The organism is Myxococcus dinghuensis, from assembly GCF_024198235.1.
Taxonomy (GTDB): domain Bacteria; phylum Myxococcota; class Myxococcia; order Myxococcales; family Myxococcaceae; genus Myxococcus; species Myxococcus dinghuensis.
Map to the genome: position 1 here is coordinate 36778 of NZ_JAKCFB010000047.1, position 23067 is coordinate 59844.

General features: G+C 71.4%; 20 protein-coding genes and 1 pseudogene. 4 read left to right on the forward strand and 17 right to left on the reverse strand.

All coding sequences use genetic code 11. From position 1 onward, the window contains the following. Positions 1–30: 30 nt before the first annotated feature. The 5 genes from LZ198_RS36750 to ruvB form a co-directional block, all read right to left on the reverse strand. Positions 31–1266, reverse strand: a complete 1236-nt coding sequence (locus LZ198_RS36750; protein ID WP_253976806.1) for a DUF4388 domain-containing protein — start codon at positions 1264–1266, stop codon at positions 31–33. Between the two features lie 24 nt (positions 1267–1290). After that, the gene (locus LZ198_RS36755; RefSeq protein WP_253976807.1) at positions 1291–2379 is read right to left on the reverse strand and encodes a thioredoxin domain-containing protein; all 1089 of its coding nucleotides are present in this window, start codon (positions 2377–2379) and stop codon (positions 1291–1293) included. A gap of 48 nt (positions 2380–2427) precedes the next feature. Then, positions 2428–3384, reverse strand: a complete 957-nt coding sequence (gene lpxC / locus LZ198_RS36760; protein ID WP_253976808.1) for a UDP-3-O-acyl-N-acetylglucosamine deacetylase — start codon at positions 3382–3384, stop codon at positions 2428–2430. 485 nt (positions 3385–3869) lie between these two features. After that, positions 3870–5369, reverse strand: coding sequence for a hypothetical protein (locus LZ198_RS36765; protein ID WP_253976809.1), 1500 nt, complete (start codon positions 5367–5369; stop codon positions 3870–3872). A 14-nt stretch (positions 5370–5383) separates the two neighbouring features. Beyond that, complete coding sequence (gene ruvB / locus LZ198_RS36770) at positions 5384–6415, reverse strand: Holliday junction branch migration DNA helicase RuvB (RefSeq protein ID WP_253976810.1); 1032 nt, start codon at positions 6413–6415, stop codon at positions 5384–5386. Between the two features lie 432 nt (positions 6416–6847). Between ruvB and LZ198_RS36775 the strand changes: the two genes are divergently transcribed. Next, a complete protein-coding gene (locus LZ198_RS36775) occupies positions 6848–7927 on the forward strand; it encodes an MBL fold metallo-hydrolase (protein ID WP_253976811.1) in 1080 nt (359 codons plus the stop codon). A gap of 13 nt (positions 7928–7940) precedes the next feature. Here LZ198_RS36775 and LZ198_RS36780 read toward each other — a convergent pair whose 3' ends face one another. The 5 genes from LZ198_RS36780 to LZ198_RS36800 all read right to left on the reverse strand — a co-directional run bounded on the left by LZ198_RS36780 (position 7941) and on the right by LZ198_RS36800 (position 12988). Beyond that, positions 7941–9413: an ELWxxDGT repeat protein gene (locus LZ198_RS36780; protein ID WP_253976812.1), complete on the reverse strand. Its 1473-nt coding sequence runs from the start codon at positions 9411–9413 to the stop codon at positions 7941–7943. A 279-nt stretch (positions 9414–9692) separates the two neighbouring features. Next, on the reverse strand, positions 9693–10304 hold the full coding sequence (gene ruvA, locus LZ198_RS36785; RefSeq protein ID WP_253976813.1) for a Holliday junction branch migration protein RuvA: 612 nt from the start codon (positions 10302–10304) through the stop codon (positions 9693–9695). Then, positions 10301–10876 (reverse strand): crossover junction endodeoxyribonuclease RuvC, encoded by a 576-nt coding sequence (gene ruvC, locus LZ198_RS36790; RefSeq protein ID WP_253976814.1) that lies wholly within the window; start codon positions 10874–10876, stop codon positions 10301–10303. The genes ruvA and ruvC overlap by 4 nt, the downstream gene beginning before the upstream one ends. A 23-nt stretch (positions 10877–10899) precedes the next feature. After that, complete coding sequence (locus LZ198_RS36795; protein ID WP_253976815.1) at positions 10900–11649, reverse strand: YebC/PmpR family DNA-binding transcriptional regulator; 750 nt, start codon at positions 11647–11649, stop codon at positions 10900–10902. Between the two features lie 58 nt (positions 11650–11707). After that, entirely contained in the window at positions 11708–12988 is a 1281-nt protein-coding gene (locus LZ198_RS36800; protein ID WP_253976816.1) for a response regulator, read from the reverse strand. Between the two features lie 105 nt (positions 12989–13093). Here LZ198_RS36800 and LZ198_RS36805 point away from each other — a divergent pair, with 105 nt between their 5' ends. Beyond that, entirely contained in the window at positions 13094–13810 is a 717-nt protein-coding gene (locus LZ198_RS36805; RefSeq protein ID WP_253976817.1) for a hypothetical protein, read from the forward strand. A 1-nt stretch (position 13811) separates the two neighbouring features. On the opposite strand, the gene LZ198_RS36810 is transcribed toward LZ198_RS36805, so the two are convergent. The 6 genes and pseudogenes from LZ198_RS36810 to LZ198_RS36830 all read right to left on the reverse strand — a co-directional run bounded on the left by LZ198_RS36810 (position 13812) and on the right by LZ198_RS36830 (position 18407). Beyond that, a complete protein-coding gene (locus LZ198_RS36810; RefSeq protein WP_253976818.1) occupies positions 13812–15188 on the reverse strand; it encodes a sigma-54-dependent transcriptional regulator in 1377 nt (458 codons plus the stop codon). Between the two features lie 23 nt (positions 15189–15211). Beyond that, positions 15212–15454 (reverse strand): hypothetical protein, encoded by a 243-nt coding sequence (locus tag LZ198_RS36815; protein WP_253976819.1) that lies wholly within the window; start codon positions 15452–15454, stop codon positions 15212–15214. Between the two features lie 108 nt (positions 15455–15562). Next, positions 15563–15697, reverse strand: coding sequence for a zinc finger domain-containing protein (locus tag LZ198_RS43065; RefSeq protein WP_256560249.1), 135 nt, complete (start codon positions 15695–15697; stop codon positions 15563–15565). Between the two features lie 72 nt (positions 15698–15769). Next, positions 15770–15889: pseudogene (locus tag LZ198_RS43070) on the reverse strand (formamidopyrimidine-DNA glycosylase); the annotation flags it as partial. Between the two features lie 80 nt (positions 15890–15969). Next, positions 15970–16986, reverse strand: a complete 1017-nt coding sequence (rtcA, locus tag LZ198_RS36825; RefSeq protein ID WP_253976820.1) for an RNA 3'-terminal phosphate cyclase — start codon at positions 16984–16986, stop codon at positions 15970–15972. Between the two features lie 185 nt (positions 16987–17171). Beyond that, the gene (locus LZ198_RS36830; RefSeq protein WP_253976821.1) at positions 17172–18407 is read right to left on the reverse strand and encodes an RtcB family protein; all 1236 of its coding nucleotides are present in this window, start codon (positions 18405–18407) and stop codon (positions 17172–17174) included. A gap of 147 nt (positions 18408–18554) precedes the next feature. Here LZ198_RS36830 and rtcR point away from each other — a divergent pair, with 147 nt between their 5' ends. Continuing rightward, positions 18555–20189: an RNA repair transcriptional activator RtcR gene (rtcR, locus tag LZ198_RS36835; protein WP_253976822.1), complete on the forward strand. Its 1635-nt coding sequence runs from the start codon at positions 18555–18557 to the stop codon at positions 20187–20189. A 113-nt stretch (positions 20190–20302) separates the two neighbouring features. Next, the gene (locus LZ198_RS36840; RefSeq protein WP_253976823.1) at positions 20303–21205 is read left to right on the forward strand and encodes a hypothetical protein; all 903 of its coding nucleotides are present in this window, start codon (positions 20303–20305) and stop codon (positions 21203–21205) included. 6 nt (positions 21206–21211) lie between these two features. Here LZ198_RS36840 and LZ198_RS36845 read toward each other — a convergent pair whose 3' ends face one another. Further along, entirely contained in the window at positions 21212–22555 is a 1344-nt protein-coding gene (locus LZ198_RS36845; RefSeq protein WP_253976824.1) for a M24 family metallopeptidase, read from the reverse strand. Positions 22556–23067 lie beyond the last annotated feature (512 nt).

A 23067-nucleotide genomic window follows, 5' to 3' on the forward strand; every position in this document is an offset into this window, starting at 1 on the left:
GTGGACGCGAACGTGGGCACGGGGCGCCTGCTAGGCCAGCCCTCCCTGCAGGGTGCGGTAGGTGTTGGACAAGCGCTCCGCGACCTCGGAAGGCAACACATTGCGCGCCGAGAACAGCGCGTAGGAGACGATGGCGTCGAGCGCCTCGAGCGTCATGGCGCGCGCCACCGCCTCGTCCGCGCCGGGCAGGTTGGCGCGCAGCCGCGCCACGTCCACGCGCCCGTCGGGCCCCAGCGTCACCCCGGCGTAGGCCTCCTCCAGTCCGGACGGCGGCGCCTCGAGGAAGCCCCGCAGGAGGTCCACGTCCTCGCCCGCGTCGCGCAGCGCGCGGTGCACCAGGGACAGGAGCAGGTTGTAGCGCTCCTCCGCGGACAGCAGCTCCCACGCCATGCCCTCCACGGAGGGCCCCGGCGCGGGCGGCGGCGCGGCGGGCTTCACCACGAGGTGCCCGCCGACGACACACTCGTCCAGCCAGGAATAGAAGGCGTGCGGCCCCCCCTCGAAGGCGCCGCGCAGCTCCGTCACGGACAGGCCCGCCCCCAACCGCTGGAAGCGACGCTCCTCGCCCGGACGGACGCCCGCGGGGCCCAGGCTCGCGCGCATGTCCTCGGGATAGCGGCGGCGCAGCCGCGCCACCTCCTCCGAGCGCTTGATGCCGGTGAGCACCAGGTCGCGCGTGCGCTCGGGCAGCTTCACCACGTCCGCCATGGGCGCGGGGCCCTCGACGAACAGGAAGCTGCCCTCCGTCATCTCGAACAGGGACAGCACCACCTCGCGCACCACGAACGTCATGGCGCCGTAGAGATGGGCTTCGGACACCATGCCCTCGGAGGTGAGCACCTGGCCGATGCGCCGCGACGGCGTGACACGCGAGAGCGCCTGCGTGAGCTGCGCCTGCGTCACCATGCCCAGCCGCACCATCACCGCGCCCAGCCGCTCCCAGCGCTCCGTGGACGTGGCGAAGACGACCTGCCCGTCCCGGAAGGACACCGTGCGGCGCACCGTGCCGTGCTGCACGGCGAGCAGGCCGCTGCGGATGCCGGAGAGGACGTGGGCGAAGACCTCCTCCATCGACAGGGTGCCCAGGCTGCCCGCGAAGAAGCCCGCGAGGCCGGACGGCTCCTGGAGGAGGACCATCCCCTCGGGCCCGTGGAACCAGGCCGCGAGAGGACGGGTCGAAGAGAGTCCGGTGGACAGCGGCTTCTCCAACTCCAGAGAAGTCGCTTCGCCACCGACGCGGGGCGTGGCCTTGGGTTTCTGCGCCACCCCCGTGTCCCCCTTCCTCGAAGACTACTTCTGCGCCGTCTTCAGCTCGGCGTCGATGATGCTCTTGAACTCGTCGATGGGCTGCGCGCCGGAGAGCATGATGCCGTTGATGAAGAACGCCGGCGTGCCCGTGACGCCCACCTTCTGGGCATCCGCCATGTCGCTCTTCACGGTGGCGGCCTTCTCACCCGAGTCCAGGCACTTGTCGAACTTGGCCTGGTCCAGCTTCAGCTCGCCCGCGTACTTCTTCAGGTTGTCCACCTGGAGCGCGGACTGGCTGGCGAACAGCTTGTCGTGCATCTCCCAGAACTTGCCCTGGTCGTTGGCGCACAGCGAGGCCTCGGCGGCCTTCTGCGCCTCCTTGTGGAAGTCGAGCGGGAACTGGCGGAACACCAGCTTCACCTTGCCGTCGTACTCCTTCATCACCTCGTCCACCGTGCCGATGGCGCGGCTGCAGAACGGGCACTGGAAGTCGCTGAACTCGACGATGGTGATGGGCGCGGTGTCCGGGCCCTTGGACGGACCGACGGCGGCCACCTGCTTGCGCTCGGCCGGCGGACGCGGCGGCTCCGGCAGGGTGATCTGCACGTTGGCGTTCTTGCGCAGCTCCGCGAAGAGGGCCTGGGCGCGCTCCTGCTTGGGCTGCTGGGTGAGGAACTCGACGATCTGCGGCTTCATCGCCTCGAGCGTCGAACCCGGGGGCAGCTGGCCCGCGGCGCCGTCGTAGACCTCCTTGACCTTCTCGTCGGAGGGCGCGGGGACCTTGTCGTCGATCTCCGCCTTGAGGAACTGCTCCTGCGTCTGCCCGCGCTTCTTGGCCTCGGCGTCGACCAGGCGCTCGGTCACCATGCCCTCGAGGCCGCGCTTGCGAAGCTGGAACTTCTGCTTCTCCAGGTTGGCCAGCGGCTCCTGGATGCGCTCGTTGAGTTCCTTGTAGGTGATCTTCTGGCCATCGCCGAAGGTGGCGACGACGGTCTCGGGCGTGGGCTCACCCGCGGCCTGCGCGGCGGCGGGCGCCTGCGCGGTGGCCGGCGCCTTCTCCTTGTTGCAGCCGGCCGTGAGCGAAGCCGCCAGGAGCGCGGCGAGGATGACAGGGGTGGGACGCATGGGCATAGGGCCGCGACTTAGTCGAGCCAGCCCCGACCTGCAAGCAAATGGCAATCAGGCGACCAGCGGCTCCAGCTCCAGCGAACCCGTGCGTCCGGACAGCCCCAGGTCCAGGCCCAGCTCCAGGCCCTCCACGTCGCGACGACGCGCGTGGACGATCTCATAGCAGCTCGGGTCGGAAAGGACCTTGCGCACGAGTTTGTGATTGAGCGCGTGGCCCGTCTTGTACGCCGTCAGGTGGCCGATGACGGGCCGGCCGAACAGCGACACGTCGCCGATGGCGTCGAGGATCTTGTGGCGGACGAACTCGTCCGGGAAGCGCAGGCCGTCCGGGTTGAGGATGGAGACCTCGTCCACGACGATGGCGTTGTCCAGCGAGCCGCCGCGCGCCAGGCCCAGCTTCTTGAGCTTCTCCACGTCGCGCAGGAAGCCGAAGGTGCGGGCGCGGGAGATCTCCCGGGAGAACTCGCGGTCGCTGAAGTCCAGGTCGAACTCCTGGCCCTGGATGACCGGGTGCTCGAAGTCGATGGTGCAGCTGATGCGGAAGTGGCGCGCGGGGGCGAGCGTGGCCTGCTTGTCACCGTCCGACACGGACACGGCCTTGCGGATGACGATGAGCTCCTTGGGCGCGTCCAGTTCGCGGATGCCCGCCTCCTGGATGAGGGCCGCGAAGGGCGCGGCGCTGCCGTCCATGATGGGGACTTCCGGGCCGTCCAGCTCCACCCGCGCGTTGTCGATGCCCATGCCGGCCATGGCCGACATGAAGTGCTCCACCGTGCCCACCCGCACCCCGTCGCGGCCCAGCGTGGTCGCCAGCGACGTGTCCACCACGTACTCGGCCAGCGCGGGGATGCTCACCGGCCGGGCCAGGTCCGTGCGCACGAAGACGATGCCGTGGCCCACCGGCGCCGGACGCAGCGTGAGCGTCACCTTCACGCCCGAGTGGAGCCCAACGCCCTGGAGGCTGACGGTCTTCGAAAGGGTGCGCTGGTTGTAGGAAGACGGGGGCATGTGGGTGTCGCCTCGTGGCTGCTCTCGTGCTGCGGGGCTTCCAGTCACCCATCTCGCCAGAGGGCACCGGAATCGTTCAACAGTGGTCTAACGCGACGCGCATATTCAGCAATCGGCATGCCACGATGACGTAACACGCCGGAGCCTGTCACGAGGGACTGGAGTGCGACCAACCCTTCGGAACCGCTCACGAATTTCTGACCGCGCAGAGGGTTTCGGACAGGGTCCGGAACCCGCCCCCCGTGAGGCCACCGGTGAATTCACCCGAAACCACGACATCGGTGTCCGGGATTCTTCCGCCGTGTCCTCCGCCGCCCTTCACCATGACGCGCCCGGCAAGGAAGCGTGTCTTTCATGCAACACGGGCGGGTCCATAGCGCAAGGAAGTGGTTGGAAGCAAACACCCCTGGTGTGAGTGTTCCCCGCCCGGGGTTGCGCCACACGCGGGGCGTGAGCGGACCCGGGCGGCGTGGCTGGGGCGGGCCTCAGCGCGCGGAGGGCGCGGGGAAGAAGCGGTCCCGCAGGGCCTCGGCCTCCTGGCGGTCGAAGCCGCGGCCCTGGAGCAGCGTGCGGCGGCTGACGGCGTGGAAGGTGGACTCCAGAGTCTGGCCGAAGCGGCGAAGGTCCTCCGCGAGGCGGGCGCGGATGCCGGGGCCCTCCGGGGGCCAGGGAAGCTCCACGAGCAGCGCGGTGAAGCGGTCGAAGGCGTCGTAGTCCGCGTAGCGCAGCAGTTGGTAGCCGCCGTCGTGGAAGTACGTGAGGAAGGACTTGATGGCGTCCAGCGCGCGCTCGGCGGCGGGCACGTCGTCGTTGCGCAGGTGGCCCTCGGCGACGCGGCAGAGCTGGGCGTAGACCCACAGGTCCTTGCGCAGCCGCAGGGCCGCGTCCTGGGGGCTCACCAGGCCGTCGAAGACGCCTTCGTTCAGCCCGCCGTTGGGGGCCAGGGCCTCCACCAGCGCGACGACCTGCGCGCGCAGGAGCGTGGTGAAGGCGCCGGCGGCGCGCGCGGCGGCGTCCGGCTCCCGGTCCACCTGGGCGAGCACCTCGCGGCCGATGCGCTCCGTCTCCCGGGCCAGGTCGCGGGCGGCGCGCAGCGCGGCGGCCTGGAGCGGCTTGGCGCCCGCGCGCGGCGACAGGTCCGAGTGCATCCACGCGGCCAGGGCATGCGTCTCGCTGCGCACCAGCGCGAGCAGCACGCGCACGCGCCGGGGCGGCGTGGGCTGGTTCTCCGGGTCCACGTAGGCCAGGTAGTGCAGCAGGCGGAACAGGCCGAGGAACGCGGTGGTGAAGGCGGTGCGCGCCTCCTCCCCCAGCGCGCCCAGCGTGTCGAGCAGCCGCACCGAGCGCAGCCGGTCGTACTCGACGCGGAACTCCAGCGGCCGGAAGGGGCGGAAGTAGCGGTTGAGGATGATCTCCCGCAGGGCCAGCTTGCCCACGTCCTGGAAGAGGTTGAGGCGGGCGGTGGGCAGTTGCAGCAGGTGGTCGAGCAGGTTGCGGAGCGCGTCGAGCGCCTCGCGCAACACGAAGAGGCTCTCCGGCGGCGTCTCCTGGTCCAGCTCCTCCTCGATGAGGGCGCGGCGCACCCGGTCGTCCGCGAGCTGCGTCTCCACGTACTTGCGGAAGACCATCTTCTGGTCGCTGTCCGGGTCCTGGAGGTTGCGGGCCACGCGGATGGCGCGGTCCATGGCGTCGCGCACGTCCACGAGCTCCTCGTGGAAGTCCCGCGTGACGAGCGGCCGGTCCTTCGCGTCCACCACGGTGGTGAGGTTGAGGTAGCGCTCCACCGCGCGCAGCAGCATCTCGAACTCGAAGAGCAGCTCCTCGCGGCCCTCCACGGGCACGCCGCGCAGCCACCGCTCGCGCTCGGCGAGGAAGCCCGCGCGCGACGTCTGGGAGGCCCGCATCAGGTCGGCGTAGAAGTCACGCGCGACGCGCGGGGGAGGGGTGCCGGAAGCGGGAGAGGCGGGGGTGGGGGCCTGGCTCATGGCTCTCTAGCGGGTCAGAAGAGGCTGCCCTGGGGCGTGGGCGGTGGCTGCTTCTTGAAGTACTGGTAGGCGCGATGCGTGGCGACCCGTCCCCGGGGCGTGCGCTGGAGGAAACCCTCCTGCATGAGGAACGGCTCGTACACGTCCTCGATGGTATCGCGTTGTTCGCCCACGCTGGCGGCGATGGTCTCCACGCCCACCGGGCCGCCACCGAACTTGTCGATGATGGTGAGCAGTATCTTCCGGTCCATGGCGTCCAGGCCGCTGGCGTCCACGCCCAGCCGGTCCAGCGACTTCCTCGCCAGGCCCAGGGTGATGCGGCCGTTGCCTTCCACCTGGGCGAAGTCGCGCAGCCGGCGCAGGAGCCGGTTGACGATGCGGGGCGTGCCGCGCGAGCGCGTGGCCACCTCGTGCGCCGCGTCCCGCTCCATGGGGATGCCGAGGATGCGCGCGGAGCGGTGGAGGATGAGCTCCAGCGACTCCGAGTCGTAGTACTCGAGCCGCTCCTGGATCTGGAAGCGGTCGCGCAGGGGCGAGGTGAGCAGGCCCGTGCGCGTGGTGGCGCCGATGAGGGTGAAGGGCGGCAGGTCGATCTTCATCGCCCGGGCGGCCGGCCCGGTGTCGATGGTGATGTCCAGCCGGAAGTCCTCCATGGCCGGGTAGAGGTACTCCTCCACGGCGGCGTTGAGGCGGTGGATCTCGTCGATGAAGAGGACGTCGCGCGCGTTCAGGTTGGTGAGCAGCCCCGCCAGGTCGCCCTTGCGCTCCAGCGCGGGGCCGCTCGTGACGTAGATGCCCACACCCAGCTCGTTGGCGATGATGTGCGCCAGCGACGTCTTGCCCAGACCGGGCGGGCCGGAAAACAGGCAGTGGTCCAGCGCCTCGCCACGCGCACGCGCCGCCTGCACGTACACCTTGAGCTTCTCGACGACAGCGCCCTGTCCCACGTACTCGTCGAACGAGCGGGGACGCAGGGAGGCCTCGAGCCGGACGTCCTCCGGGAGGACCTCTTCGGAGAGAGTGTCGGACTTCCTCGCCATGACCATGCGACCCTATACAGGAAGCCCGCGCGTGTCGCCCACATCCGCCGACGCCACACGGGTTGCTTCGCGGTCCAAATGACCGGCCTTCCTCCTCGCCCCACGACGGGGCAGGCGTCCCCGACCGGGGAAGTCAGTGGATTCCCGGCGCCCGCGCCGCCCCCGACCTCCTCCCCCCGAGCCGCCCGCGCGCCCCGGAGACTGGAGACCGGAGACCGCCTCGCGGCGGCAGACGCCCTCACGCCGGATTGAGCCCCGCCCGCCTTGGGTCCGCGCCAGGACGTGTGGACTGGCGGACGCTCGGGTGCGCCGGCGCGACGAGGACGGGCACCCCACCTCGCGGGCGGGTGAACATGCGCGAGCGCCGCCTCCCTCCTACGATGGACCTGCAGCTCGCCCCTCGACGGTGTCCGACCTCTCGCTGACACGGTGAACCCCATGAGCCAGAGCCCCGCGTTCCGTCCCCTCCCCCTGCTCGCCGAGGCCCGCGCGGAGTCCCTGCCCGGCCCCCGCCTGCAGAAATTGCGTCGCGCGGCGCTCCAGGCCCGCGAGCAGTTCACGCAACAGGGCCCCGTGGCGGCCGTGGCCACCTGCGACCTCATCACCTTCCCCTACCCCGCCCTGTTCGCCTTCAGCGGGGCGGCGCTCTCGCCCGCGCCCTACGTGATGATGACCAACCGCATGCAGGTGGTGCAGTTCGTCGACGCGCGCGGCGACCGCCGCACCCTGCTCTTCAACCCGAGCGACTACGAGCGGGGCATGGCCGCGCCCTTCTACAGCTCGCTGCGCGAGCGCTACGGGGCCTTCGTCTCCGACAAGCTCATGTCCACCCGGCACGGCACCGTGCAGAGCCACCTGGCGTCGCTCGGCCTGACGCCCGCGGACGTGGACTACCTCGCGTTCGACCACCTCCACGTGCAGGACCTGCGCGGGTGGCTGGGGGGCGACGGCGCTCCGCCCTACTTCCCCCGCGCGCAACTGCTGGTGCAGCGCGCCGAGTGGGAGATGGTGAAGGACCTCCACCCGATGCAGGCCGTGTGGTTCGTCCCCAACGGCGCCGACATCCCCGCCGAGCGCGTGGTGCTGCTCGACGGGGACACGTGGCTGGGCCAGGGCGCCGCCATCCTCAGCACCCCCGGCCACACGCGCGGGAACATGTCCCTGGCGGTGGCGACTTCGCGCGAGGTGTTCGTCACCAGCGAGAACGGCGTGGCCACGGAGAGCTACACGCCCCTGCTGTCGTCCATCCCCGGCGTGCGCCGCTTCGCCGAGCACATGGGCTGGGAGGTGGTCCTCAACGGCAACACGCGCGAGGACTCCCTCGAACAGTACAGCTCCATGGTGGTGGAGAAGCTCTTCGCGGGCCCCTCGTCCGTGGACCCGACCTTCGTCAACTTCCACCCGTCGTCGCTCTTGACGGCCAGCATGCTCGCGCCGGGGCTGTCGCCGACCATCGTCCTGCCCGCCCCCAACTTCGGCGACGTGCGCCCCACCGCGTCGGCGCGGCGCGCCGCCTGAGTCCCGGCCGGGCTCACTGCTCCGCCTGGATCCGGGACGGCCGCGCGCAGGAGTCCCCGCTGCGCAGGGGCAGCGCCCAGAGCGACACGTCGCTCATGCCGTCCCCCGCGAGGAAGAAGACCTCCGGCCCGACGAACACGAACGAGCGCGGGTCGGACGACGCCGCGCCGGGCGCGATGTCCGTGAGCAGGTACGTCCACCAGAACCAGCCGTTGCTCGTCCACACCTCGCGCCCGTAGCGCGCGGTGGTCGCGGCGAAGAAGAGTCGACCGTCGCGCGCCACCAACTGGTCCGGGGCGCTGCTCCCCGCCCCCCACTCGATGTCCCAGACCAGCCACGTGCCCAGCAGCGAGCCGTCCGTGCGCCACAGCTCGCGCCCGCGTAAGCCGTCGTCCGCCGCGAAGTACAGCACCCCGTCCATCACCACCAGGTTCGAGGGCATCGAGCCCGCCGGCCCGGGCCGGATGTCGCGGACGATGCGCGTGCCCCGCGGCGTGCCGTCGCTGCGCCACAGCTCGCCGCCGTGGAGCGCGTCCCCGAGCCTCCCGAGCCCCGCCTCCGCACCCGCCAGGAAGTAGACGACCCCCTTCATCACCGTCAGTTGCGAGGGCAGCTCCCCGGGGAACGTCCGCAGACGCTGCGCGCCGCCCTCCTGCGCCGTCGTCACCCACAGCTCGCCCTCGTCCAGCCCCGCGTCGCGCAGGAAGAACAGGCGGCCCCCCGCGGGGCGCAGCGAGACGAGCACGCCCACCTGCGTCGCGAAGACGCGGCGCGCGGTGTCGTCCCACTCCACCGTCCAGAGCACCGCCTCGTCATCCGCGTAGGACGTCAGCGCGAGCCGGTCCTCCCAGGCCGTCAGCTCCAGCAGCGGGAGCGAGGCGGGCCCCGGCGCGAACTCGTGCACCAGCACCGTGCCCTCCGGCGTGCCGTCCGTGCGCCACAGCTCGCGGCCGTGCTCCCGGTCCTCCGCGGTGAAGTACAGCCGCTCGCCCACCGCCGTGAGCCCCCTCGGCGCCGCCCCGAGCGCGCCCGGCAGCACGTCCTTCACCAGCGTCGTGCCCACCGCCGTGCCATCCGTGCGCCACAGCTCCGGCCCGTGCACGCCGTCGTCCGCGACGAAGTACACCCACTTGCCCAGCGGCGTGAGGAAGCGCGGCACCGAACCCGCCGCCCCGGGACGGATGTCCTTCACCAACACGGCGCACGCGGACTCGCCCGGGCTCATCCACAGCTCGCGCCCGCTCTCGCCGTCGTCTCCACTGAAGAACACCCGCCCGTCGTGTCCCACCAGGCCCTCCGGCTTCAGCCCGGACGGCCCCTGGCGCGCCGCCTTCTGCACGCCCTCCCCGGACTCCGCCACGGCCTCCACCGGGAGCGCCTCCACCTCGGCCTGCCCGCCCCTCCCCTCGGGGACGGGGCCACACCCACCCGCGACGCTCCCCAAGAGAACGAACGCGAGCATCCGGATGCCATGCCTTGCCTTCATGTGAGCAACTCCTTGTCCTGGGTGGGGACTTTGCTTCCACCGCTGTGGCTGGAAAGTGTCACCACTGGCGGAATCGACCAGCCAGGAGAGGTGAGCTTTCGCCCCGAGATGTCTTCCATCCTGCGACGCGGGCCGACCCTTGATGCCAGGCCGACACCGGGGTCGTCGCGCCCCCGACCGTTTCGCTTTCTCAAAGGAGAGAGGCTTGTGCGGGCAGTTCCGGGAAAACCGCTTCCCGGCCACATCAGTCGGTGGGGAGGAGGGAACGTTCCAGGCCCGTCATCCACCGGCCCTGAGGGACTTGAGGGCCTCGCGGAACAGGGCCTGGAAGGAGGCGTCGGCGCCCAGGCGACTGGTGGCCAGCTCCGCCGCCTTCTCCGCCTGAGGGGGTTTGTAGCCCAGGTTGAGCAGCGCGGAGACGAGGTCCGACTGGGTCCCACCCTCCACCGGTGCGGGCGCGGTGCCGCGGGACACGGCCTCCAGGTGGACGGTCTTCATCTTGTCCTTGAGCTCCAGGACGAGGCGCTCGGCCGTCTTCTTCCCGACACCGTGGATCTTCGCCAGGCGGGAGACCTCGCCGCGCGACAGCGCCGCCACCAGCTCCGGCACCTCCATGCCGGACAGCACGCCGAGCGCCATGCGAGGCCCCACGCGGGAGACGCCGTTGAGCAGCAGGAAGACGTCCTCCTCTGCCTTGCTGAGGAAGCCGAACAGTTCGAAGGCGTCCTCGCGCACCACCGTGCGGATGCGCAGCTCCACCGGCTGCCCCTCCACGGGCAGCTTTCCGAGCGTCAGCGTGGAGAGGTTCACCCGGTAGCCCACGCCCTGCACGTCGACGACGGCGTCCTCGGCGTCCTTCTCCAGCACCACTCCCCGCAGCCGCGCGATCATCCCGCCTCCGGGCGCCGGTAGGACGGCGCCAGTCTGTCCGCCAGGAGCGCCGCGGCGCCCTTGCGCTTCTTGCCCGTCGAGCCCACGGAGGGGACCGCGGCCCGGCCGTGGTTGAGGTGGCACAGCGCCACCGCCAGCGCGTCGCTCGCGTCCGCGCGGCCCAGCGACGCCGCCTCCAGGCCCAGGAACGTGCGCACCATCCGCGCCACCGCGTCCTTGCCATCCGCGCCGCCGGCGCCCACGGACTTCTTCACCTTCGCGGGCGGATACTCGAACACCGGCAGCCCGCCCTGGGCCGCCGCCAGCAGCGCCACGCCCCGGGCATGCCCCAGCACCAGCGCGCTGCGCGCGTTGCGGAAGGTGAACACGCCCTCCACCGCGACCGCCTGGGGCCGGAAGCGCTCCAGTTCGATGCACAGCGCCGCGTGCAGGTCCTTGAGGCGCGCGGCGAGCGGCGCGGACTCGTCCACCTTGATGACGCCGTGGCCGACGTGCACCAGCTTGCCTCGCTTCTCCTCCACCACGCCGTAGCCCATGAAGCGGCTACCGGGGTCCACCCCGAGCACGCGCACGATTCGCTCCGTTCCACCCGTCGCTACTGCGACAGGGACTCCATCAGGGACTCGTCGATCTCGAAGTTGGCGTGCACGTTCTGCACGTCGTCGTTCTCGTCGAGCGCGTCCATCAGCTTGAGCATCTTCCTCGCATTGTCGCCGTCGAGTTGGACGGTGTTCTGCGGCAGGTAGCCCCACTTCTGTTCGCCCAGGGCCAGGCCCGCGCCCTCCAGCGCCACCGCCACCGTGTGCAGGTCCGCCGGCGCGGTGCGCACCTCGAAGCCGTCCGCGCCCTGGGTGAGCACGTCCTCGGCGCCCGCCTCGAGCGCCTTCTCCATGACGGTGTCCTCTTCGGGGCCGGGCTTGACGGTGACGATGCCCTTCTTCTGGAACATCCAGGCCACCGCGCCCTCGGCGCCCAGGTTGCCGCCGTGGCGACCGAAGGCGGAGCGCACGTCCGCCGAGGTGCGGTTGCGGTTGTCGGTGACGCACTCGACGAGCACCGCGACGCCGCCGGGGCCGTAGCCCTCGTACATCACCTCTTCGTAGCTCTCGCCCTCGAGCTCGCCCGTGCCCTTCTTGACGGCGCGCTCGACGGTGTCCTTGGGGATGTTGGCCTCGCGGGCCGCCGCCAGCGCCACGCGCAACCGGGCATTGCCCGCCGGGTCACCCCCACCGAGCCGCGCGGCCACGGTGATCTCCTTGATGACCTTCGAGTAGAGCTTGCCCTTGGTCGCGCCCATCGCGGCCTTCTGGCGCTTGATCTTCGACCACCGATTGTGACCGGACATGAAGGTGTCGCCCTCTGGCCGGCCTTGTCGCCCAGCCCGGGGCGCGGAGTCAAACCCTTCAGCCCTCGCGCTCGTCCGGGTCCTCGTCGGCCGTCCGGGGCGCGCGCGTGGACGGGCCGGGGAACGCGAGCACCAGCGGCGCCGAGGACGACACCTCCACCAGCGTGAGGGGCCGGGGCGGAGGACGGAGCGGGGCGGCCTCCAGCGTGTAGCCCGGCTCGGTGGGGACGAAGACCTCCAGGCGCGCGGGCGCGACCGGCGCCACGGACGGCGAGGGCTCGAAGAAGCCAGGCACCGCGACGCCGCCGCGCACGCGCTCCCGCTCCTCGACGAGGCACGCGGGCACCAACACCCCGAGCGAGAACAGGCGGGTGGCCGCCTCGTACGCCACGGCCTCCGGATAGCGGCACTCCAGCAGCACCGCGCGCAGCGTGCGCCGCCCGTCGAACAGCCGCACCACCTCGCCCACGTCCTCCGGCAGCGAGGGCAGCTCCCGCGCCAGCCTGGCGAAGTCCACCGTCAGTCGCGAAGCCAGGGGCAGTCCCCGCTCCCGGAGCGCGTCGAAGCGCGCCAGGCCCGGCAGCACCGTGTCACGGAGGTAGGCGCGGTCCATGGTGAAGGAGCCCTTGTGCAGCTCCGGCCCCAACGTCACCGCGAACGCCCCCGCGCCGAAGCCCAGCATGCGGCGGAAGGCGAGGCTGCCCCGCTCGCCGTGGAAGACGGCGTCCACCACCAGCCCGTGCCGGAAGGCGAACCAGCCCGCGCCCTCCGCCAGCGCCACGCGGCCGGAGCGAACACCCGACAAGAGCGCCCGCGCCACGTCCGGCAGGCGCAGCACCTCCGTGTGCGACTCGAACGTCGCGTCCCCCGTCCGCCCTCCGACCTGGAGTCGCGCCAGCGCGACCACGTCCTCGACGGGCACCGGCCGCTCCAGGTAGTCGTCCGCGCCCACCCCGCCCGCGAGGTCCCGGTGGAAGTCCTCCGGCCGCCGCGCCAGCAACATCACGGGCAGCTTCGCCGTGCGCGCCTCGGCGCGAATCTGGCCGCACAGGCTGAAGCCGTCACCGTCCGGCAGCTCCACCTCGGACAGCACCAACCCGGGCCGCCCCGCCTCCGGAGCCAGGGCCTCCATCGCCGACTGGAAGCCCGCGACGAGCAGCACCTCGAGGCCCGCCGCCACCAGCCCCGCGGCCAGCGCCGACTGCGCCTCCGCGTCCGAGTCCACCACCAGCACCCGTGGCGGCCTGCGTCGAACCCGCGGACCGCAATGGCCCCCGGGAGCCTCCGAGAGCCCCGGACCGTCCTCGCGCGCGAGCGGCTGTGGAAGCGCGGCAACCATGAATATCGAATTCTTCCAGTGAAGCCTGCCAGACACGCAACATGCACACAAGTCCCTGGAATCGTTGAGTTTCCGTCACACATCCGTCGCGCTAGGGTGCACGGCATGACGCGCCCTGCCTCGTTGGCCTCCCTGCTCCCCGCGTTGTTGTTCGCCGCCCCCTCCGTCGCGCAGGAGCCGCCCGCGACGGCCGGGGAGTCCGGCGCCGTCGGCACGAGGGAGGCGGGGTTGGAGCCCCCGTCGTCGGAGGATCGACTGGGCGCGGTGCTGGCGCCGGTGACGCTGCCGGATGGGGCGACGTCGCTCTACGGCTATGCCGGCGCGCCGGAGCTGGGCGTGGGCTTCCGGCAGGGCATCTCCGGCTTCGAGTTGGAGGCGCGGGCCCGGATGAACTGGTTCCAACTGTCCGCCGCGCTGGAGCTGGGCATGCGGGTGAAGGTGTTGGAGCGCGGCGCGCTGACGATGGCGCCGACGCTGGGGCTGGGCGTGGTGTTCAACTCCGGCGCGACGTACATGGACGACGACAACTTCTCCGGGGTGCTGCTGCGGCTGTCTCCCGGGCTCATCACCGGGTGGCGGGTGGCGGAGACCGTGACGGTGCTGGGGCTCGTCGACGTGCCCGTGGATGTGGGGCTGTCGAAGTCCGACTCGCGGCGAGTCCAGGTGCTGGGCGGCGGCGGCGCGGAGGTCTACCTGGGCAACGACCTGTCCGTGCTCGTCGCGGGACAGCTCGGGGTGGAGTCCTTCCGCGAGCGGCAGGGCGTGTCCGATACGCGGCTGGGCTGGAACCTGAGGGTGGGCCTGGGCGCGCGATTGTTCTGACTCACGTCAGGCCGAAGCGCTCCAGCTTCTTGAGCAGGCCCTGGCGCGACAGCCCCAGCGCCTCCGCGGAGTGCGTGCGGTTGCCGCCGCAGCGCTTGAGGGTCTCCTCGATTTCGCGGCGCTCCAGCGCCTCCACCTTCGCGGCGAGCGTGGTGGCGCCGGGGGCGGCGCTGGCGCGGGGCCGCTCGCTGCCGGTGAAGGACAGGTCCTCGGGCTGGACCTCGCGCCGCTCGCCCGCGAGCACGGTGGCGCGTTGCATCTCATGGCGCAGCTCGCGCAGGTTGCCCGGCCAGGCATGCGACACGAGCGCGTCCGCCGCGGCGTCCGACAGGAGGCGCGCCCGGCCATCCGGCGTCAGGTGCGCGCACTGGTTGAGGAAGTGCTTCGCCAGGAGCGGGAGGTCCACCGCGCGCTCGCGCAGCGGCGGCAGGCGGACCTCCACGCCCTTCACGCGCCAGTAGAGGTCCTCGCGGAAGGTACCCTCCTGGAGCATCCGCCCCAGGTCCTTGTGCGTGGCGGAGATGAGCCGCACGTCCACGTGCACCGGCCGGTCCATGCCCACCGGGAGGATGTCACCCGTCTCCAGCGCGCGCAGCACCTTCACCTGGAGGGCCGGCGTCATGTCGCCCAGCTCGTCGAGGAAGAGCGTACCGCCGTCCGCCTCCGCGAAGAGGCCGCGGTGGTCCCTCGTCGCGCCCGTGAAGCTGCCCTTCACGTGGCCGAAGAGCGCGCTCTCCAGCAGCGTCTCCGGCAGCGCGCCGCAGTTGACCGGGATGAAGGGCCCGGAGCGGCGGCGGCTCTTGAGGTGGACGGTGCGCGCGACCAGCTCCTTGCCCGTGCCGTTCTCTCCGGTGACGAGCACCGGCAGGTCGCTCGCGGCGACGCGCTCCGCCAGCGACACGGCCGAGAGGAACGACGCGCTCTGGCCCACCAGCGACACGTCCGCCCCCGCCTGCGACAGGGACGTGCGCAGCGACTCCACCTGCCGCTCGAGCGCCACGCGCGCGAAGGCACGCTGCACGACGACGAGCAGCACGTCCGGGTCCACGGGCTTGGTGAGGAAGTCGTAGGCCCCCAGCCGCACCGCCTCCAGCGAGTGGCGCGTGTCGCCCGCTCCGGACACGACGATGACCTTGGTGTCGGGCCGGGCCTCGAGCAGCGCGGCCAGTCCCTCCAGCCCCGCCGACACACTGCCGTCCGGCGGAAGCATCAGGTCGAGCAGCACCACGGGGAAGGCGCGGGCGTCGAAGGCGGCGCGCGCGGCCGGCCGGTCCGCGGCCTCCACCACTTCGTAGCGGGCGCCTCGCAGCAGCCCGCCGTACACCTTCCGGAAGGCGGCATCGTCATCCACGAGCAGCAACGGGAGCGGGGGGGACATACGCGGCTCACGGCCTCCTGACATCAGTCCGGGAGGGGCGCCTGCCGAGGCGTCCCGAGCAGCTCCAGCGTCCGCTGCGCCACCTGGATGAGCGTCTGGGCGCACGGCTCACAGCCACCTCCACAGCAGCGCGGCCAGCGCCCCTCGGGATTGCGCAACAGCGGACGCACACAGGACTGATAGTAGCTGGGGAAGCCCAGCTCCTCGCTGGCGCGGGCCAGCGCGGAGTCGAGGGCGGACGGTGTGGGCTCGGAGACGTCGGACACCCCCGCTTCATAACAGCCGTCGGCCCCGTCGCGCACCGGCCCCTTCCGGGGGCACGGGCCTTCCTGCTGCCCGTGAGGAGGGGGAGGCATCCGGGTCCGAGGTGGATTTCAAAGCAGGGACGGTTGGAACGGACCGGAGGGCATGCCCTCTTCGGGCTGGCACGTCGGGCACCAGAACGTGTTGCGCCCTCCGACCCGCGTGTGCGCGATGGGCGTTCCACAACGCGGGCAGGGTGCGCCCATCCGACCGAAGACGTTGCGCCGGTGTCGGGCACGCCCCCGGACACCGAACAGGTCGCGTTGGGTTCCGCGCAGGCGGAGGCCTTCGTCCAGGACGGCGCGGATGGCCACGTGCAGCCGCGCCAGCTCACCGGTGGACAGGGAGGTCGCGAGCCTCCGAGGGTCGACCCCCGCCTGCCACAGGCTCTCATCCGCGTCCCGGTTGCCGGGCCAGGGGGCCCTTCCGCGTCCTCCAGCAGGTCACTCCAGCGCCAGCGCCTGGAGGACGCGTGGACTCAACCCCGGACCTCGACCTCGCACACCTCGCGAGACACCTGGCGCACGTCGACCTTCACGTCGAGGAAGTGCGCCATCGTGTCGACCTGCGTCTGGGCGTGCCCGTCGAACGGCAGCGTCCTGAACGTCCCCCCCTTCGCCAGCGCCAACAGCAGGAGGAGCTGGTCGCACAGGTGCTCGCCCACCGGCACCTCCGCGTCCAGGTAGCGCTTCACCTCGGAGGCCACTTCCTCCGCGACGGTTTCCGCGGGCTTCCCGCGCTCGCCGAAGCTCGTGAAGACCTCCGTGACGTGCTCGCTCTCCACCTCCGCCACCAGGACGTTGCCCGGACCGGTGGAGCGCTTGAGTTCCTCCGAGCGCACTTCGTCGGGGCGCCACTTCAACAGCGCGTTGGCCCGGTCCATCTCCCGCTTCGCCACGTCGAAGGGAATCATCGCCACCGACGCCTTGAGGTCGCGGCGCACCACGCGCCCACGCTCCAACAGGGTCAGCGGCGCCAGCGGGGCCGGCCGCACGTCCACACGGAACTTCCCGCCACCCGCGGGGAAGAACCCCGGGCGCTCCAGGGTCGCCTCTACCGAAGGGCCCATGCGCCGCAGGAGCGGCAGGTACGCCTTCGTCAGGAAGTCGAACGGCGGCGCCGCGGGGTTGTGCGTCCCCCCCTCCAGCATCAGCGTGGACGACGCGGACGCCATCAACAGCGCCGGGAGCACCGTCTGGAACACCAACGTCGCGCTGCCGGCCGAGCCCACGGCGAAGTGGTAGTTGCCCGCGGCCAGGGCGCGCGGACGGAACGTCACCTCCTTCGACCCCAGCTCCGCGCCGGACACCTCCGCCGCCCCCACCGCCTCCGCCGCCTTGAGCGCCGTCAGGTGCTGTCGCAACAGGCCCGGCTTCGCGCGCCCCGCGCGGACGTTCGTCATCGTGAAGGGCGTCCCCGTCACCAACGACAGGGCCAGCGACGTACGCAGCACCTGTCCTCCGCCCTCGCCCTTGGAACCATCGATGCGCACCATGTGCTGCCTCCCGCGTTGCCGCGACCCACGGACCCGTCCGGACATCCTGACACCTCTCCACGAAATAGCGGCGCCCGCCCTCCCACGCTGGCGGCCTTTCGGCCTCTTGGGGAGAGCGGGCGCCTCGGTGTCTTCATCCCGGCATGGCCACCTCGCGAGAAAGGGTTGTCGTCAGTGCCTCTGGACTACCCCTTCACGCACACCACCTGCTTCAGGGTGTGGACGACGTCGACCAGGTCCGCCTGCGCCGCCATCACCGCGTCGATGGGCTTGTATGCAGCCGGCGTCTCGTCAATCACGTCCACGTCCTTGCGGCACTCGACCCCCGCGGTGGCCTTCGCGTGGTCCTCCAGCGTGAAGCGCTTCTTCGCCGCCTCACGCGACATCACCCGGCCCGCGCCGTGGCTGCAGGAATGGAAGGCGTCGGCGTTTCCCTTCCCGCGGACGATGTACGAACGCGCCCCCATGCTGCCGGGGATGATGCCGAGGTCACCCTCGCGCGCCCGCACCGCGCCCTTGCGCGTCACGAAGCAGTTCTTCCCGAAGTGATGCTCCCGGGAGATGTAGTTGTGGTGGCAGTTCACCGCCGAGTCGGACAGCTCGAACGGCGGCAGCTCACCGCTCAACTGCAGCGCATCCACCACGCCGCGCAGCATCAGCGCCCGGTTCGTCGCGGCGTAGTCCTGCGCCCACTCCACCGCGAAGACGTAGTCATCGAAGTTCGCCGAGCCCTCCGGCAGGTACGCCAGGTCCGCGTCCGGCAGGTGGATGAAGAAGCGGCGCATGTCCTCCTTCGCCAGCTCGATGAAGTGGCTCCCGATGCGGTTACCCACCCCGCGCGAGCCGGAGTGCAACATCAGCCACACGCCGTCCGACTCATCCAGGCACATCTCGATGAAGTGGTTCCCCGTGCCGAGCGTACCCAGGTGCGCCAGGTCCGGCCCACGGCCGATGCGCGGATGCTTCCCGACGATGCGGTCGTAGCCGACCTGCAGCCGCGCCCACTCCGCCTGATGCGAGGCCGGAGCCACGCGCCACGCGCCCACGTCGTTACGGCCGCCGTTGTCGGTACGGCCGTGCGGCACCGTCCGCTCGATGGCGGAGCGCACCCCGCGCAGCGAGTCCGGGAGCTGGTCCGCGCGCAACGTCGTGCGCACGGCGATCATCCCGCAGCCGATGTCCACACCCACCGCCGCCGGCACCACCGCGCCCACCGTCGGGACCACGCTCCCCACCGTCGCGCCGTAGCCGCGGTGCACGTCCGGCATCACCGCCACCCACTTGTGGATGAAGGGCAGCCCGCGCAGGTTCCGCAGCTGCTTCTTGGCCTCGTCCTCGAACGGCACGCCCACCGTCCACGACTTGATGGGGCGACCCGCCTCGTCCGACAGCACCTCGTAGCTCGCGTTGTTGCGCTCCATGGCCCTTCACCTTTCCGGTCGTCCGCCCAGGCTCGATGTCCCAGGCACGCAGGGACCCAAAGCAGCCGGCGTGCCAACCCGGTTCCAGAGGGAACCGACACTCGAGGCGTGCTCGAATCTATCTCCTGAGATAAGGTTCCTATCTGTATGGCGAAGACGCGCAGGAAACCGACGGTGGTCCTGGGGATGCTCGGGACGACGCTGGACACGGGTCAGGGGCCGCAGCGCTGGACGAAGTGGCGCCCCACGGTGGCGCTGTGCCAGCAGGAGGACCTGGTGGTGGACCGGCTGGAGCTGCTGCACTCGCCGAAGTCCTCGGGGCTGGTGACGACGGTCCTGGCCGACATCCGGCAGATCTCCCCGGAGACGCAGGTGCGCCCCACGCCCCTGGACATCGCGAACCCGTGGGACCTGGAGGAGACCTACGGCGCGCTGCTCGACTACGCGCGCGCCTATCCCTTCAACCCCGAGGAGGAGGACTACCTGGTCCACATCACCACGGGCACGCACATCGTGCAGATCTGCATGTTCCTGCTCGTGGAGAGCCGGCACATCCCCGGGCGGCTGGTCCAGTTGTCCCCCAAGGGACGGGAGCCGTCGGCGGAGGGCACGCACACCGTCATCGACCTGGACCTGTCGCGCTACGACACGCTCGCGACGCGCTTCCAGCAGGAGCAGCGCGAGGGCCTGTCCTTCCTCAAGGCCGGCATCGACACCCGCAACGCCGCCTTCAACCAGCTCATCGAGCGCGTCGAACAGGTGGCCACCCGCTCCCGCGCGCCGCTGTTGTTGATGGGCCCCACCGGCGCGGGCAAGTCGCAGCTGGCGCGACGGGTCTACGCGCTGAAGAAGGCGCGGCACGGCGTCAGCGGCCCGTTCGTGGACCTCAACTGCGCCACGCTGCGAGGCGACAGCGCCATGTCCACCCTCTTCGGCCACGTGAAGGGCTCGTTCACGGGCGCGCTCCAGGACCGGCCGGGGCTGTTGCGTCAGGCGAACAGCGGCGTGCTGTTCCTCGACGAGATCGGCGAGCTGGGCGCGGACGAGCAGGCCATGCTGCTGCGCGCGTTGGAGGACAAGCGCTTCCTGCCCGTGGGCTCCGACAAGGAGGTGGAGAGCGACTTCCAGCTCATCGCCGGCACCAACCGCGACCTGCAGGAGGAGGTGGAGCAGGGCCGCTTCCGCGAGGACCTGCTGGCGCGCATCAACCTGTGGACGTTCCGGCTGCCCGCCCTGCGCGAGCGGCCGGAGGACATCCCCCCCAACCTCCTCTACGAGTTGGACCGGGCCTCGGAGGCGGTGGGCACGCGCGTCACGTTCAACAAGGAGGCCCAGGCGCGCTTCCTCGATTTCGCCACCACCCCGGAGGCCCGCTGGTCCGGAAACTTCCGCGACCTCAACGCCGCCGTGCTGCGCATGGCCACGCTCGCGCCGGGAGGACGCATCACCCGCGAGGTCGTCGACGAGGAGCTCCAGCGGCTGCGCTCGCAGTGGCGCCCCCGGAGCGGCAAGGCCGCGGACGTCGCCAAGGACCGGGTGGCGGAGGTGCTGGGCGAGGACCTCGCGTCGGAGCTGGACCGGTTCGACCGGGTGCAGCTCGCGGACGTGCTGGAGGTGTGCCGGGACGCGCGCTCCCTCTCCGAGGCCGGGCGCGTCCTCTTCTCCCAATCCCGTGAGAAGAAGACGAGCGTCAACGACGCGGACCGGCTCAAGAAGTACCTCGCCCGGTTCGGCCTCACGTGGGCCGACGTGGGGGGACGTCCGCCCGCCGCGCGAGGCTGACCTCCGGCTGGAAAAGGTGGGTTTCGCGTCAAGGGCGGTGACGCTCGGCGTCTCCTCGGGTGTTGCAAGGGGGGAGGCCGTGGACCGGACGGACCTCCGACGGAACCACCGCCATGTCGACGTCCCAGCGCTTCGGCGCCTCCCGCTCTCGCGCCGCCGCGTGGACCGCCCTGTGCGGTCTCCTGTTCGCCACGGGCGCGGCGGCCCAGGTGCGGGAGCCCGACAACTTCCTGGCCACCACGCTCGTCTTCTCCTCCGCGCCCCGCCTGCGTCACGTCTCCACGCGGCACGCCTCGCCCACGCTGTCCGCCGGGCTCCGCCTCTCCGAACACGGCCAGCTCCGGCTCGACTGGGGGCTGCCCTACACCACCCTGGAGCCCGACGGAGATTCACCGTCGCGCCGCAGCCACGTCGGCTCCTCCAACCTCCTGGTCGCCCTGCACCACGTCCGTGGATTCGCGGATGACAGCGCCTTCGTCCGCATGGGCGTGGGCGTCGCGCTGCCCCTGGCTCGGCACGAGGCGGCCCGCGCGGAGGCGGGACTCGACGCCCAGGCGGAGGCCCTCAACTACGCCACCGCGTCCGCCGTGCGCGGGCTCGCGGACCCGTGGCTGTGGGCGCTCGACACGACCTCCGTCGTGTTCCCCATGTCCGCGGGCCTGGACCTGCCCGGCTTCCAATTGCGCGCGGACGTGGCGCTGGGCCTGCTGGTGCCCGTCTCCCGCGCCAACCGCGACGACACGCACTTCGTCGCGCAGGCGGCGCTGGAGGCGGCGCTCGCGTTGGGGCTGCTCGAGCCTGGCGTGCGCGCCCAGGTCGTCTCCCCCCGCCTCACCGACAGAGCCTGGGACGGGGAGAACTCCCAACTGTCCGTGGAGCCCTTCGTCCGCGTGCGACTCGGCCCCGCCTTCGCTCGCGCCGGCGTTCGCGTGGACCTGGGTGACCCCGAGCGCGGCCCTTCTCCCAGCGCCGCGCGGATGTGGGCGCTGGGCCTCGGCCTGGGTATCGGAATCTGAGCGCCCCTACCGGATGAGGAAGAAGGCGTCCTGCCGCGGCACGAAGAACTTCCAGCCGTCCTTCGTGAGGTAGGCCGGGTCCTCCTCCATCACGAACACCTTCTGCCCGCCCCACTCCGGCACTGGCGTCGCCGTGTTCAGCTCGATGGCGATGTACGAGCCCTCGCGCAGGCGCTTCGGCTCCTCCTTGCGCGCCGCCGAGCGGAAGTCGATGGAGGCCCCCAACGCGTGGCCCTGCGCCCCCAGCGGGTGGCTGTAGACCATGGCCTCGATTCCGCGCTCCTTCATCGCGGCCATCGTCTCGTCGTACACGTCCGCCACGGAGCGTCCGGGCCGCGATGCCTGGAGCATCAACACGTCCTGGAGCGCGCGCGTGTTGTCCAGCGCCCGCTTCAACCCCGCCGGCGCATCCGTCTCACCATCGCGCAGGACATAGGCCATCTTCTGCCAGTCCGTGTTGAGCCCCATGTACGTGATTCCGAAGTCCACGTGGACCAGGTCTCCCCGCTGGATGACCACGTCCTCGGTCGCCGTCGCCAGGAAGCCGCGTGACGTCGTGGCCACGCCGTCCCTGCGCTGCACGCGGAGGTCCGGCTGGAACCACGTCCGCACGCCCAGGGACCACAGCCTGTCGTAGAGCCAGCGACGCACCTCGCCCACCGTCGTCTTCCCCGGCGTCACCACCGCGGACGACAAGGCCTCCGCCACCACGGACTCCGTCAGCGCCACCAGCCCCCGGTACGTCTCCCACTCGCCCGGCAGGCGCGTGTCCAGGTACTCCTCGATGAGCGGCGCGGCGCTCACGAACCGCGCCTCCGCCTTCTCCCCCAGCGCCTCCACCAGGAACGCGTACCCGTCCCGCGTCAGGCTGCGCGTCACGCCGCGCTTGCCGCCGATGCCCAGGGCAATCGTCTTCGGCGCGTAGCGCGCGTCCAGCTCCTGCAACACCTCGCGCGGCGCGCGCTCCCCGGGCAGCTCGAAGAAGCGCTCGAGCGCGACGTCGTGGTAGCCCGTCAACGCCACCCGCTTCAGCCCTTCCGCGCCCGCGTCGACGAAGACGAAGATGTCCCGGTTGCCCGCGTACGGCCTCGGCGGCGCGACGTGCTCGGTGAGCGGATCATCGTGGAACTCCTCGTTGTGGATGATCCACATCCCCACGCCGTGCCGGCGCATCATGTCCAGCACGAGCCCGTGCCGCTGCTCCAGCCACTGCTCACGCAGGGCGATCTGCCCAGACCAGGGCAGGAGCGTCGACGCGGCCACCGCGCTCCCCGAAACCCGGGGGCCGGACGGGGTCGCGCATGCGGACATGAACAGGAGCGGCAGGGCCGCCCAGGTGGGGAACCTCATTCGGGGGACTCCTCTCGAGAAGGAGCCCGCACCCTATCCCCGACAGCAGTGGTTCCGAAGCCCTCCGCCCCCGGAATCCCTTGGAGATTCCAGGAGCGGAGGGCCTGGGGCGCATCCCCTCGCCACCCTGGCCGCCACGCCCCGACTCTTCCGGGTGACATCGCCCCCGCTACCTACAGGACCACGATCGCCCCCCGCCGTGCTCCGCAACGTCCCCACTGGAAGATGACGGTCGTCCCCCGACGCCGTCGGCCGGAGCAGAGCGCCCCCCGGCCTCCGCGCCAAACCCTAGAAACTGGCGATCTCACACAGCAGATCGTCCTCGTAGGACGACTCGACTTCCTGTTCCTCCTGGCCCCCCCAGTCCCCCCCACGCGAAGACGGCCCCCCGACCTCCCCACTCCGCTCCGTGCCCACCGTCCGCGTGTCCTCTTCCGACCAGGCCCCCCAACTCCCCCCCGCGCCCCCCCGACCGTCCCCCGGCGCCCACATCCCGTACGTCCCTCCGTGCC

Excerpts from the sequence above, each read along its gene's own strand:
- LZ198_RS36755 (WP_253976807.1), bottom strand. The coding sequence starts at position 2,379 with ATGCCCATGCGTCCCACCCCTGTCATCCTCGCCGCGCTCCTGGCGGCT.
- lpxC (WP_253976808.1), bottom strand. The coding sequence starts at position 3,384 with ATGCCCCCGTCTTCCTACAACCAGCGCACCCTTTCGAAGACCGTCAGC.
- LZ198_RS36765 (WP_253976809.1), bottom strand. The coding sequence starts at position 5,369 with ATGAGCCAGGCCCCCACCCCCGCCTCTCCCGCTTCCGGCACCCCTCCC.
- ruvB (WP_253976810.1), bottom strand. The coding sequence starts at position 6,415 with ATGGTCATGGCGAGGAAGTCCGACACTCTCTCCGAAGAGGTCCTCCCG.
- LZ198_RS36775 (WP_253976811.1), top strand. The coding sequence starts at position 6,848 with ATGAGCCAGAGCCCCGCGTTCCGTCCCCTCCCCCTGCTCGCCGAGGCC.
- LZ198_RS36780 (WP_253976812.1), bottom strand. The coding sequence starts at position 9,413 with ATGAAGGCAAGGCATGGCATCCGGATGCTCGCGTTCGTTCTCTTGGGG.
- ruvA (WP_253976813.1), bottom strand. The coding sequence starts at position 10,304 with ATGATCGCGCGGCTGCGGGGAGTGGTGCTGGAGAAGGACGCCGAGGAC.
- LZ198_RS36795 (WP_253976815.1), bottom strand. The coding sequence starts at position 11,649 with ATGTCCGGTCACAATCGGTGGTCGAAGATCAAGCGCCAGAAGGCCGCG.
- LZ198_RS36800 (WP_253976816.1), bottom strand. The coding sequence starts at position 12,988 with ATGGTTGCCGCGCTTCCACAGCCGCTCGCGCGCGAGGACGGTCCGGGG.
- LZ198_RS36805 (WP_253976817.1), top strand. The coding sequence starts at position 13,094 with ATGACGCGCCCTGCCTCGTTGGCCTCCCTGCTCCCCGCGTTGTTGTTC.
- LZ198_RS36810 (WP_253976818.1), bottom strand. The coding sequence starts at position 15,188 with ATGTCCCCCCCGCTCCCGTTGCTGCTCGTGGATGACGATGCCGCCTTC.
- LZ198_RS43065 (WP_256560249.1), bottom strand. The coding sequence starts at position 15,697 with ATGGGCGCACCCTGCCCGCGTTGTGGAACGCCCATCGCGCACACGCGG.
- rtcA (WP_253976820.1), bottom strand. The coding sequence starts at position 16,986 with ATGGTGCGCATCGATGGTTCCAAGGGCGAGGGCGGAGGACAGGTGCTG.
- LZ198_RS36830 (WP_253976821.1), bottom strand. The coding sequence starts at position 18,407 with ATGGAGCGCAACAACGCGAGCTACGAGGTGCTGTCGGACGAGGCGGGT.
- rtcR (WP_253976822.1), top strand. The coding sequence starts at position 18,555 with ATGGCGAAGACGCGCAGGAAACCGACGGTGGTCCTGGGGATGCTCGGG.
- LZ198_RS36840 (WP_253976823.1), top strand. The coding sequence starts at position 20,303 with ATGTCGACGTCCCAGCGCTTCGGCGCCTCCCGCTCTCGCGCCGCCGCG.
- LZ198_RS36845 (WP_253976824.1), bottom strand. The coding sequence starts at position 22,555 with ATGAGGTTCCCCACCTGGGCGGCCCTGCCGCTCCTGTTCATGTCCGCA.